8 protein-coding genes are annotated in these 12,407 nt (G+C 75.4%); 6 read left to right on the top strand and 2 right to left on the bottom strand.

Features of this window, described 5'->3' with window-relative positions; genetic code table 11:
• The first annotated feature begins 69 nt into the window (after positions 1-69).
• A complete protein-coding gene (locus O7616_RS13390) occupies positions 70-1,746 on the top strand; it encodes a GAF domain-containing sensor histidine kinase (RefSeq protein WP_282307623.1) in 1,677 nt (558 codons plus the stop codon).
• A gap of 15 nt (positions 1,747-1,761) precedes the next feature.
• Here O7616_RS13390 and O7616_RS13385 read toward each other — a convergent pair whose 3' ends face one another.
• Positions 1,762-2,400: a response regulator transcription factor gene (locus O7616_RS13385; RefSeq protein ID WP_282307078.1), complete on the bottom strand. Its 639-nt coding sequence runs from the start codon at positions 2,398-2,400 to the stop codon at positions 1,762-1,764.
• A 195-nt stretch (positions 2,401-2,595) separates the two neighbouring features.
• On the opposite strand from O7616_RS13385, the gene O7616_RS13380 reads away from it, so the two are divergent.
• Entirely contained in the window at positions 2,596-3,570 is a 975-nt protein-coding gene (locus tag O7616_RS13380; RefSeq protein WP_282307077.1) for a nitroreductase, read from the top strand.
• Between the two features lie 17 nt (positions 3,571-3,587).
• On the opposite strand, the gene O7616_RS13375 is transcribed toward O7616_RS13380, so the two are convergent.
• Entirely contained in the window at positions 3,588-4,580 is a 993-nt protein-coding gene (locus O7616_RS13375; RefSeq protein ID WP_282307076.1) for an NAD-dependent epimerase/dehydratase family protein, read from the bottom strand.
• Between the two features lie 152 nt (positions 4,581-4,732).
• Here O7616_RS13375 and O7616_RS13370 point away from each other — a divergent pair, with 152 nt between their 5' ends.
• The 4 genes from O7616_RS13370 to O7616_RS13355 are packed head-to-tail and all read left to right on the top strand — an operon-like array spanning position 4,733 to position 12,297.
• Positions 4,733-5,665: an ABC transporter ATP-binding protein gene (locus tag O7616_RS13370; RefSeq protein ID WP_282307075.1), complete on the top strand. Its 933-nt coding sequence runs from the start codon at positions 4,733-4,735 to the stop codon at positions 5,663-5,665.
• On the top strand, positions 5,662-6,384 hold the full coding sequence (locus O7616_RS13365) for an ABC transporter ATP-binding protein (protein ID WP_282307074.1): 723 nt from the start codon (positions 5,662-5,664) through the stop codon (positions 6,382-6,384). Before O7616_RS13370 ends, O7616_RS13365 begins: the two co-directional genes overlap by 4 nt.
• A 7-nt stretch (positions 6,385-6,391) precedes the next feature.
• Complete coding sequence (locus O7616_RS13360) at positions 6,392-9,547, top strand: FtsX-like permease family protein (RefSeq protein ID WP_282307073.1); 3,156 nt, start codon at positions 6,392-6,394, stop codon at positions 9,545-9,547.
• On the top strand, positions 9,544-12,297 hold the full coding sequence (locus O7616_RS13355; RefSeq protein ID WP_282307072.1) for an FtsX-like permease family protein: 2,754 nt from the start codon (positions 9,544-9,546) through the stop codon (positions 12,295-12,297). Before O7616_RS13360 ends, O7616_RS13355 begins: the two co-directional genes overlap by 4 nt.
• Positions 12,298-12,407 lie beyond the last annotated feature (110 nt).

The following is a 12,407-nucleotide window of genomic DNA, read 5'->3' as shown; positions in this document are numbered from 1 at the left end:
TACCATCGCCCGGTGACCAGCAGCGTGCCGCCGCCTCGTCAGGACCCCTCGGCGACCCCGTCGCTCGGCTTGAGCCCGCTGTCCCGGGTCCACCTCGACGAGCTGCTGCAGGAGATGCTGGACCGGGTCGGCGAGGTCGTCACCAGCCGGGAGCGGCTGCGGGCCCTGCTCGACGCGGTGGTCGGCATCGGCAGCAACCTCGACCTGCGCACCACCCTGCAACGCATCGTCGGGTCCGCCTGCGACCTGGTCGGAGCCCGGTACGGCGCGCTGGGCATCCTCGGCCCGGACCGGCTGTTGCACGACTTCATCGTGCACGGCATCACCCCGGAGCAGCACGCGAAGATCGGCGACCTGCCACACGGGCGGGGGGTGCTCGGTCTGCTCATCGACGAGCCCCGACCGCTGCGGATGCCGGACATCACCCAGCACCCCCGCTCCTACGGCTTCCCCGCCGACCATCCGCCGATGCACAGCTTCCTGGGCGTGCCGGTGCGCATCCGCGACCAGGTGTTCGGCAACCTCTACCTGGCCGAGAAGCAGGGCGGCGCGCAGTTCACCGACGACGACGAGGAGCTCGTCGTCGCGCTCGCCGCCGCCGCCGGAGTGGCCATCGAGAACGCCCGCCTCTACGCCCTGGCACACCGGCGGGAACGATGGCTCGCCGCCACCGCCGAGATCACGTCGGTGCTGCTCGGTGAAGTACGCCGTACCGACGCGCTGGCACTCGTCGCCCGCCGGGCCCGGGAGGTCGCCGAGGCCGAGCTGGCGCTGGTGCTGCTGTACGACGCCGACGTCGAGCAGTTCACCGTCGAGGTGGTCGACGGCGCCGACGAGCAGGCCCGGGCACTGGTCGGCACGGTCCTGCCGGTGGCCGACACCACCTTCGGCGCGGCGGTCGCCGAGGGGCGCCACGATCAGGTGGACGACCTCGCGCACGCCGCGCCGTGGCCGGCCCTGCTGCGTACCGGACCGGCGGTGATCTCACCCCTGGCCACCGCCGAAACGCTGCACGGTGTGCTGGTCGTGGCACACCCCACCGATCGCGGCGCCGTCAGCAGCGAGGACGACGTGGCCCTGCTGGGCAGCTTCGCCGGTCAGGCGGCGCTGGCCATGGAACGGGCGCGCGGTCAGGAGGAACGCGAGCTGTTGGTCGTCCTGGAGGATCGCGAACGGATCGCCCGCGACCTGCACGACGTGGTGATCCAACGGCTCTTCGCCACCGGCCTGCAACTGCAGAGCGCCGCGCCGATGATGGGCCGCCCGGAGGTCGCCAAGCGGATCAACGCGGCGGTCGACGATCTGGACGCCACGATCCGGGACATCCGCCGGACCATCTTCGAGCTGCGGACGCCGATGACCGCCGCGCTGCGCACCGAGATCCGGGACGCGGTCGACGTGGCCGCCGAGTCGTTGGGCTTCACCCCGCACCTGGAGGTGACCGGCCCGGTGGACAGCGCCGTCCCGGACGCCGTCCGCCCGGACCTCACCGCGGTGCTGCGCGAGGCGCTGTCCAACACGGTTCGCCACGCGCAGGCCACCCGGGTGACCGTCGCCGTACGCGTCGACGCCGGACAGGTGAGCGTGACGGTCACCGACGACGGGGTGGGTTGTGACCCGAGTGCCGCCCGAGGTGGGCTGGTCAACCTGCGCGAACGCGCCGACCGCCTCGGCGGCGACTTCACGATCCGCCCGGTCGGGCCACACGGCACCGAGCTGTGCTGGACCGTCCCGCTACGCGACTGAGCGACGCGAACCGGGTCAGGGGGTCCTGCCGAGCAGGCGGGTGGCCAGGACGGCGGCCTGGGTGCGTCGCTCCAGGCCCAGTTTCGCCAGCACGCTGGAGACGTAGTTCTTCACCGTCTTCTCCGCCAGGAACATCTTGGCCGCGATCTCCCGGTTGGTGAGTCCTTCCGCCACGTACTCCAGGATCCGCCGCTCCTGCTCGGTGAGCGACTTCAGCTCGCGCGGCTGCTCGACCCCGTTGCGGATGCGCTCCAACACCCGGGTGGTGATCGCCGGGTCCAGCAGCGACTGCCCGGCCGCCACCCGACGCACCGCGTCGACCAGGTCGGTGCCCCGGATCTGCTTGAGCACGTAGCCGGCGGCACCTGCCATGATCGCCGCGAACAGCGCCTCGTCGTCCTCGTACGAGGTGAGGATCAAACCTCTGATGGACGAGTCGACGGCGCGGACGTCACGGCACACGTCGATGCCGTTGCCGTCGGGAAGTCGCGCGTCGAGGATCGCCACGTCGGGCCGGAGCGCCGGGATGAGGCGCGCGGCCTCCTGCGCGGAGCCGGACTCGCCGACCACCTCGATGTCACCGCCGCTCTGCAGCAGGTCGGCCAGGCCACGGCGGACGACCTCGTGGTCGTCGAGGAGGAAGACGCGGATCATCCTTCGTTTCTACCTCCGTACCCCGTCGCGCCGCACGGGCCGAAAGTCCCGATCGGGCCGGGCGGCGTCGCGGGGCGCTCGGGCCCACCCGGTCGGGACGTCCGGCCCTGCCCGGTGGCCGACCCGGCGGTGCAGCGTGGAGGTACGCCGGCCGCGGCGGCACCGTCAGCCGCCGGTCGGGAGAGGAGCACCACCATGGACATCGGCTACACCGAGGCCCAACTGCGGGCCGCCGCCGTCGACGCGGTCCGGGCACCGTCGTTGCACAACACCCAGCCGTGGCGGCTGCGGCTGCGCGACGGCGGCATCGAGGTTCTCGCCGACCCGACGCGCCGGCTGCCGGCGACCGACCCCAGCGGCTGGGGTGTCCGGATCGCCTGCGGCGCGGCGCTGTTCAACCTCCGGCTGGCGCTGGCCGTGGCCGGCGTTCCGGCGCGGGTCCGCCTGCGACCCGACCCGGCCGAGCCGGACCTGCTGGCCCGGCTGCTGCCGGACGTCCCGCGTCGCCCCTCCCCCGCCGAGCAGAGCCTGTACGCGGCCATCCCCCGCCGGTTCAGCAACCGACTGCCGTTCTGGCCGGACCGGGTGCCGGCCGACGTCCGGTGGCGCCTCGGCGAGGCGGCTCGTGCCGAGCAGTGCTGGTTGGAGTTGCTGATCGGGGTGAGCGCGGTCGCCGCGTTCGGGGAGATCGCCCGCAGCGCGCACCGGGTGCTGGAGCGGGACCCGGCGTACCGGGCGGAGAGCGAGCAGTGGCTGCGCCGGGAGCCGGCGCCGGACGGCGTACCCGCCTCGGCCGGAGGTCCGCAGTGTGAGCCGCAGGACGTCCTGCCGACGCGCGGATTCGGCGGGCGCGATCGTGCCCCGGGGCGCGACTTCGAGCCGGAACCCCTCGTCGGAGTGCTCGGCTCGTTCGGCAACACGGCCGTCGACCAGGTGATCGCCGGCCAGGCCCTGCAACGGTTGCTGCTGGTCGCCACCGACGCCGGGCTCGGTGTGTCGATGCTCTCCCAACCGATCGAGGTGCCGACCGCACGGGAGCGGTTGCGGCTGTCGCTGGGACGGTTCGGCACGCCGCAGATGGTGCTGCGGATCGGGTACGGCCAGCCGGGCCGACCCACCCCCCGCCGCGAGGTCGACGAGGTGCTCGACCTGCCCGCGGTGCCGACCTGAGCGGGCGAATGCCGCGGTCAGGCGGCGAGCAGTGCGGCCTCCCGGGCCGGGTCCAGGCCGATCGAGCTGCGATGCGGTCGCCCGGCGCGCGGCGGAACCGCACCGACGGCGCGTAGCCACCGCCAGGTGTCGGCGACGGTCTCGGCGACCGGCCGGCAGGTCAACCCCGCCGCTAGGGCACGGGTCACGTCCCGCTCCAGCAACCCCCGGTACGGGTGGTCGGTCGGCATCCAGATCGGCAGGTCGTTCCACGGCTGCACACCGGCGGCGACGATCCGAGCCGGATCGGTCCAGCGCAGCCGGGCGTCCGCACCGGTGGCGGCCACGCACGCGTCGAGGAGTTCACCCATCGTGGTCTGCGCCGGACGGCCGACCGCGTTGAACGTGCCGCCCGCCCGCCGGGCACCCGCGTCCAGCATCCACGCCGCCAGATCGCGGACGTCGACGTACTGCACCGACAGGTCCGCCGGCCCGGGCGCGAGCACGTCACCGCCGCGCTCGACGCGCCGCAGCCACCAGGGAAGCCGGCCGACGTCCTCCCCCGGACCCAGGATCAGACCGGCTCGGGCGATCAGCGCCCGGTCGCCGAACACCTCCCGTACGGCACGTTCGGCACCGGCCTTGAGCTGCGGGTAGTCGCCGTCGACGGAGTCCGCGTCGGCGTCCACCACCGGGGAGTCCTCGTCGAGCCCGTGCGCCGACGGGTCGCGGTAGACCGAACCGCTGGACACGTACACGTAGTGGCGCACCGACCCGGCGAGGGCGCGGGCGGCGTCGCGGGCCGCCCGTGGCGCACCGTCCCAGGTGTCCACCACCAGGTCCCAGCCACCGCCGGCCAGCGCCGCCAGGCCGTCCGGCGCGGTGCGGTCACCCCGCAACCGGTGTACGCCGGGAGGCACCGCGCCGTGCAGCCCCCGGTTGAACACCGTCACCGACCAGCCGCGGCGTACGCCCTCGGTGACCGTCGCGCCGCCCACGAAACCCGTTCCGCCCAGCACCAGCAGTCTCATGGGCTCCACCCTGCCCGCGACGGCCGGAGGAGGACACCCCGTTCACCGGTAGCGGATCTGCTCGTGGCAGAACCGCTGACCGCCGTCCAGGATGCAGGAAAAGCCACCCAGGGCCATGGTCAACGACGCCGCCGGTTGCGAAACTGCTGGGAATGTCCAGCACACCGCTGTCCCTGCCGCAGCCATCCGCGCGGGCACCCGAGTTCGGCCGGGACGCGCTCATCGTCTGCGAGAGCCTGGTGCGGATCTACCAGACTGGTTCCATCGAGGTGCAGGCGCTGCAAGGGCTGGACCTGGTCGTGGAGAGCGGTGAGCTGGTCGCCGTCGTCGGCGCCTCCGGGTCGGGCAAGTCGACGTTGCTGTCGATCCTGGCCGGCATCGACGCCCCCACCGCCGGGCGGGTCCGGGTCGACAGGTGGAACCTGCTGGCGATGTCCCGCGCGGACCGGGTGGACTACCGGCGGAACACCGTCGGGTTCATCCGCCAGCAGACGGCGAGCAACCTGATCCCCTACCTGACCGCGCGGGAGATGGTGGACCTGCCGATGGCGGCGGCCCGCACCGCGAAGGGGGAGCGCCGGGAACGCGCGGCCGAACTGCTGGACAGCCTCGGTGTCGCCGACTGCGCCGACCGGCGCCCCGGGCAGCTCTCCGGGGGGCAGCAGATGCGGGTCGCGATCGCGGTGGCGCTGGCCAACCAGCCGCGGGTCCTGCTCGCCGACGAGCCCACCGGCGAGTTGGACGCCGCCACGTCCGCGGAGGTCTTCGGTGTGCTGCGGGACGTCAACCGGCGGTACGGCGTCACCGTCGTCGTGGTGACCCACGACCCGGAGGTCAGCGGTCAGGTCGAACGGACCGTCGCGATCCGGGACGGGCGCACCAGCAGCGAGGTGCTGCGCCGCACCACCACCGACGCGGCGGGCGACACGCACACGATCGCCGAGGAGTACGCCGTCATGGACCGGGCCGGGCGGGTCCAGGTGCCCCGCGAGTTCCGCCACGCGCTGGCGCTGACCCGACGGGTCCGGCTCGCCCTGGAACCCGACCACATCACGATCCGCCCTGACTCGGAAACCGGCGAATGAGGAGCGAGCCGCTGCTGCGCGTGCGCGACGTACACCGGCGCTTCCGCACCGGGCCGACCGTCGTACACGCCCTGCGCGGGGTGTCGTTCGACGTGGCCGCCGGTTCCATGGTGGCCCTCGTCGGCCGGTCCGGGTCGGGCAAGACCACCCTGCTCAACGTCATCGGCGGGCTGGACCGCCCGGACGCCGGCACCGTGCACGTCAACGACACCGACGTCACCGCGCTCGACGAGGACGGCCTGTCCCGGCTGCGGCGCGAGACGCTGTCGTACGTCTTCCAGAGCTTCGGGTTGATCCCGGTGTTGTCGGCGGCGGAGAACGTCGCCGCCCCGCTGCGGCTGGCCCGCGCCGCCCCGGCCGACCGCGAGCGACGGGTCGAGTTGCTGCTGGAGTTGGTCGGCCTGACCGACCACGCCGGGCAGCGTCCGGCCGAGCTGTCCGGCGGCCAGCAGCAGCGGGTGGCGATCGCCCGCGCGCTGGCCGCGTCGCCCCGGCTCCTGCTCGCCGACGAGCCCACCGGGCAACTGGACGCCGAGACGGGCCTGTCGGTGATGGCCCTGCTGCGCGGCATCGTGGAATCCGAAGGCGTCACCGTGCTGGTGTCGACGCACGACCCGGTGATGATGGCCCTGGCCGACCGGGTGATCCGCATCCAGGACGGACACCTCGACGAACAGGCGGCCGGGCAGCCGTACCAGCCGGTGCCGGACGTCAGGTGACGCGACGATGCTGAGGCTGGTCAGCCGGCGCGCCCGCGCGCAGTGGCCGTTGCTGGCGGCGCTCCTCGGGGTCGTCACGATCGGCGCGACCCTGCTGGGCACCTGCACCCTGCTGGTCACCCGCACCGCCGAGCGGGCCCTGGAGGTCGCCCTGGCCCGCGCCGCCCCCGCCGCCGTCGACGTGACCGTCTACACCGGCACGGTCGAGGGCCCGGACGCGTCGTCCGTCGCCGCCGACACCCGCACCGCGGTGGCCTCCGCGCTCGCACCGTTCCCGGTGACGACGAGCACGCGGGCGTCGACGGTGCTGCGGGCGCTGCCGCCCACCCTCGCCCCAGGCACCACCGTCGGGGCCCAGGCGTACCTGTCCGGGCTGGACGACCTGCCGACCCGAGCCGAGCTGGTCACCGGGCGCTGGCCGGAGCACCCGGGCGACGCGGTGCTGCTGGAGTCCACCGCCCACCTGCTCGACCTCACCCCCGGTCGCCGGGTGCGCCTCGGCGCCGAGCTGGCCCACCCGCCCGTTGCGGCCGTCGACGTGACAGTCGTCGGTGTCGTACGCCCGCTGCCGGGGCGCGGCTGGGACCGCGACCCGCTGGCCGCGGCCGGCTCCGCCGTCGGCTACCGGGACGGCCGCTTCATGCAGCCGGTCAACGCCTACGGCCCGTTCCTCGTCGACCTCGCCGACCTGGTCACCACGGGTGCCACGGTCGACCGGATGGAGGTCACCGCCCACCCCGACCTGTCCCGCAACGACCGCCGCGACCTGGAGGCCGTCGCCGGGGCCCTCCGCACCGCCGACCGCCTCCTGGCCGGCACCCTCGGCGACCGCGTCCAGCTCGCCCGTGTCGCCTCCGACCTGCCGCTGACCCTGCGTGACGCCGACGATCAACGGCACGTCACCGCCGCCGTCGTACTCGCCGTCGCCGTCCTCGGCGGTGCCCTGACCGCGACAGCGCTCGTCCTGGCCGGCCGGCTGACCGCGGGCATACGCGCCGACGAGACCGCCTTGCGGTCCGCGCTGGGCACCAGCCGTCGCCAACTCGCCGCCACCGCGACACTGGAGGCCGGGCTGGTCGCCGCCGTCGCCGCCGCGCTCGCGATACCGGCCTCGTCCGCCCTGCACGCCGGTCTGACCCACCTGCCGCCGCTGGACGGCGCCGGCCTGACCATGCGGCCGACCGTCATCGGTGCTCAGGTCGTCGCCGTCGCCGGCGGCGCGCTGGTGCTCGCCGCCGTCCTCACCGTCCTGGCGATCCGACCCGTTCCGGCGGCCGGCGACCGGCGCACCCGCCGCGAACTGCTCGTCCGATCCGGTGCCGACCTCGTGCTCGCGGTGTTCGCCGCCGCCGGATGGTGGCAGCTGTACGCGCAGCCCACCGCCGCCGACCCCCGCGTCGACGCGGTCCGGGTGCTCGCGCCGACGCTGCTGCTCGTCGCAGGCGCCGCCCTGGCGCTCCGGGTGGTGCTGCCCGCCCTGCGCGGCGTCGACCGGCTGGCGTACCGCGCGCGCGGGCTGGCGCTTCCGCTGGCGGTCTCCGAGGCCGCCCGTCGACCTCAGGCGGTCGCGGCCGGACTGCTCGTCGGGCTGGCCTGCGCGGCCGGAACCTTCGGCCTCGCCTTCGACACCACCTGGCACCAGTCGCAGCGTGACCAGGCCGCCGTCTCCGTCGGCACCGACCTGGCCCTCACCCTCGGCCGGGCGCCGGTGGCCGGAGACGGCACGGTCGTCAGCGCGGCCACCGCGGGCGTGGTGAGTCCGGCCCTCAACCGTGGCACCACCGTCGGACAGTGGCTCGGCACCGCCGGCGACGCGCCGCGCCTGGTCGCCGTCGACGCCACCCGCGCCGACGCGCTGCTGCGCGGAAGGCTGGACCACGACCGCGAATGGGCGGACGTGGGCGCCGCGCTGGCGCCACGCACCCGGGCGATCGGCCTCGCCGTCCCGACCGGGGCCCCACTCGTCCTGAGCGGCACCGCCGGCGGCGGCAGTCCGCTCACCGTGACGCCCCGACTGCTGCTGCAGGACGCCACCGGCCTGCGCACGTCCTGCACCGGCCCCGCCGTACCGCTCGACGGCGAGGAGGTCCGGCTGCCCGCCTGCGCGACGGCCGACGGGCTGCGCCTCGTCGCGGTCGCCCTGCCGGTCACCGCCGACCCGGTCGGCGGACGCGTCGACATGGCCGTCACGCTCACCGTGCCGCCCGCCGGGTCCGGCGACGGGTCGGACTGGACCGCCACGTCCGCGCAGCCGGTCCCGGGCAAGGTGCTCGACCCGACCGTCACGACGTCCGCCACGCCGACGGGAACCGCGCTGCGGATGGCCGCGACCGTCGAACTCGGCGGCGCCGAGGACGCCGCCCGGACCCTCGTCGCCACCGCCTTCCCGGACCCCGGCCGGGTGCCCGTCGCCGTGTCCGCCCGCTTCGCCGACGAGGTCGGCGCCGACCGCGGTAGCCGGCTCAGCGTCACCGTCGGCACCACCCCCGTCCCGGTCGTCGTCACCGAGGTCGTGCCGACCGTACCGTCCGCTCCCGGCGCCGCCGCCGTGCTGGCCGACGTGGACACGCTGTCGCGCGCACGCGCCGTGCTGGGTGACCTGACGTACCCGGTCGACGCCTGGTGGGTCGGCCACCCGACCGATCCCGGTGCCGCCGACCGGGCCACGGCCCTGCACCTGGGCACCGTCGCGACCCGCGAGGCGGAGACCGCCCGCCTCATCGGCGGCCCGCTGCAGGCCGGGTTGCCGGCCGCGCTGCGGCTCATCGTCCCGGCCGCGGCCCTGCTGTTGCTCGCCGGTGTCGTCCTGCACGTCACCTGTGACCTACAGGTCCGCGCCGTCGAGGTGGCGCGGTTGCGTGGCCTGGGGATGTCCCGACGCGGAATCCGGGCCGTGCTGCTCGGCCAACACGCTGGTGTCCTCCTGCCGGTGCTCACGGTGGGCGCGGCCGTCGGCGCGCTCGCCACCCACGTCGTCGCACCCCCGCTCGTACGCTCCGACACCGGCGCCGCGCCCGTGCCGGCCGCCCAACCGCACTGGCCGTGGCCGGCCGAGGCCGTACTGCTCGCCGTGCTGCTGGCCGGGTGCGTGCTGGCGGTCGCCGTCGTGGTCACCGTCCAGGTCCGTCGGGCCGACGCCGCGCACCTGCGGGTGGCACCGTGAAGCGGTGGCTGACCCGCCGGTGGCCGGTACCGCACTGGCCCAGCGTCCGTGGCCGTGGCCGCACCGACGCCGGACCGCTGCTGCTCACCGCCGCCGTCATCGCGGCCGTGGCGCTGCTCACCGGAGCCGTGCCGGCGCTGCTGCGCGTCGCCGCCGACAGCGCCGTGCAGGACACGGTCCGCCGCGCCGGCCAGGACTCCAACGTCCTCGCCCACGCCGACTGGGAACGCGACGACGGCCCGACCGGCGGGCGGGTCCGGATGCCCCGCCTCGCCGAGGAGGTCGACGACTTCCGCACCCGGGCGACGTACGCCCTCGGACCCGACCTGGACGCCGCGCTGCTCCCGCCGGTCACCGTCGTCAACGGCCCGATCCTCACCATCACCGACGGCACCGTGCCGCGGACCTTCCAGTTCACCTACCTGGCCGGTGACCTCGACGGCCCGGACGTGACCTGGATCGCCGGTCGCGCGCCGGGCCCCACCGTCACCGACGAGTACGTGGAGACCCCCTACGACGGGCCGCCCTGGCCGGTGCAGGTGGGCCTCTCCGAGGCGGACGCCACCGCACTCGACCTCGGCCCCGGCGATCGGATCCCGACCAAGGACGACCAGGGGCGCGGCACGGACATCCGGATCAGCGGGATCTACCGACCCGCGGACGGCGACGACCCGGCCTGGCGCCTCGCCCCGGCGCTGCTGCGCCCGGTGCCCGGCGTCGACGGTGTGGGCATCACCCGCTTCGGCGGCCTGCTGTCCCGCGAGTCGTTACCGGACGCCCGGCTCGCCGTGCAGGAGGACCAACTGCGGGGCACCGTCCACTTCGCCCCGGAACCCGACGCGCTCACCTGGGACGCCACCACGGCGCTCGCCGGCCAGGTGGTCAAGCTCAAGGCCACCTCCGGCGCATCGAGCGAGCGCGACCGGTCCCTGCGGTGGCAGTCGCAGCTCGACACCGCCCTGCGCGACGCCCGTACGCAGATCAGCGCCGCCTCCGCACAGGCCGCCGTCCTGCTGGTCGGGGTGCTGACCGCCACGGTGCTGGTCCTGCTGCTCGCCGCCGATCTGCTGGTCCGCCGCCGTACCCCGGCGCTGACCGTCGCCCGGCAGCGTGGAACGGCGCTACCCGACCTCGGCGCGGAACTGATCGTCGAGTCCGCGGTGGTGTCCCTGTCGGCCGCCGCCGTCGGGCTCGCGCTCGCCCGCGCGGCCGTTGCGGGCGTCTCCTGGGCCTGGACCGTTCCCGTCGTCCTCGCGGGTGCCGTCGCGGGGCCGGCGTTCGGCACTCTCGCCGCCGCCCGCGCCGGCCGCGACCGACGTCAACCCGCCAACCCGGCCGCTCGGCGTTGGAACCGGGCCACCGGCCGGCTGCGCCGCGCCGCCCTGGAGGCCGCCGTCCTGATCGCCGCGGTCGCCGCCTTCGTCACACTGCACCAGCGCGGGCTCCGGCCCGTCGCCTCCGACGACGGCACCGGTGAGCTGACCGGCGATCTGATCCTGCCGATCAGCGCCCTCGCCCTGGGCGCGCTCGTCGGCGCGCTCGTCCTGCTCCGGCTGCTGCCCCTCGGGGCGCGGTTCGCGCTCCGGCAGGCCCTGCGGTCGCGTCGCCCGCTGGCCGTGTTCGGTGCCGCGCGGGCGGCCACCACGGCCGGTCGCGCGTTGCCGCTGCTGGTCCTGGTCACCGCCACGGCGCTCGCGTCGTCCGCGCTGATCCTCGGAGCCAGCGTCACCCGGGGTCTGGTCGACGGCGCGTGGAGCACCGTGGGCGCCGACGCCCGTCTCGACGTCGGCGCCGACGCCGAGGCCGCCACGCCCGCTCTGGCCGAACGCATCGCCGCCGCACCCGGGGTGGGGCAGGTCGTCGTCGCGCAGGTGACCGACTCCGCGCGCCTCTTCAGCGAATCGACGCTGTTCACCCCACGACTGGTCATCGTGGACACCGCCGCGTTCCAGCGCCTGCTGGCCACCACCCCGCTGCCCGACGCGCCGGCGCTGGCCCGGCTCACGCCACCCGGCCCCGGGGACGTCCCCGCGCTGGTCCGATCGAGTGACGGTGGTCTGCGAACCGGCACGCGCCTGCAACTACCCCGCCAGGACGCCCCGGCGATCGGTCTCGTCGCGGTCGGTACCGCTCCCTCCGTCGGCGGCACCGACGACGTGGTCATCGTGGACGCCGCGGCCGTGGCCGCCGCCGGGCTGCCCGCCGTGCCGAACACCGTCTGGGTGACCGGCCCCGGCGCGGCGCGGGCCGTGTCGAACAGCGGCGTCGCCGCCGACGTCGTCCTGCGCGCGGACGTCCTGCGGGCGCAGCGAGCGGCACCACTGACCGCGGGGCTGCTCCGGCTGGCGTGGACGGCCGCCGCGGTGCTGCTGGCGCTGGCGCTGCTCGGCCTCGCCCTCGCCGCCGCCGCGAGTGCGTCCGAGCGGTGGCAGACCCTGACCCGGCTGCGCACCCTCGGCCTGCGGCCACGCGACGCCCGCTGGGTCGCCGCCGCCGAGGTGCTGCCGCCGGTCGTGGTCGCCGCGGTGTGCGGCCCACTCCTCGGGGCCCTGCTCGCCCACCTGACGCTCGGCCCACTCGACCTGCGGCTGCTCACCGGCCAGGGCGTCGACCCGGCGGCGGTCCTGCCGTGGTGGCTGCTCGGCCTGGTGGGCGTGGTGCTGCTGGCGACGGCCGCCGCCGTCGTACCCGTCGAGTCGGCGCTGCGGCGACGCGACCGGCTGAGCGAGGTGCTCCGCGCCGGCGGGTGAGCGGAGCCGCGGGCCGGCGGTGCCGCAGCTCAAAGGCCGCGAGCGGCCCCGACCCGTGCGGCGGACGGGTAGCGCTGCCTTCACCGAGCGCACATGGTCGGGCGTCGATC

The organism is Micromonospora sp. WMMD964 (assembly GCF_029581455.1).
GTDB lineage: Bacteria > Actinomycetota > Actinomycetes > Mycobacteriales > Micromonosporaceae > Micromonospora.
The sequence above is the reverse complement of the archived record's forward strand: the minus strand, read 5'-3'. Positions and strand labels throughout refer to the sequence as shown.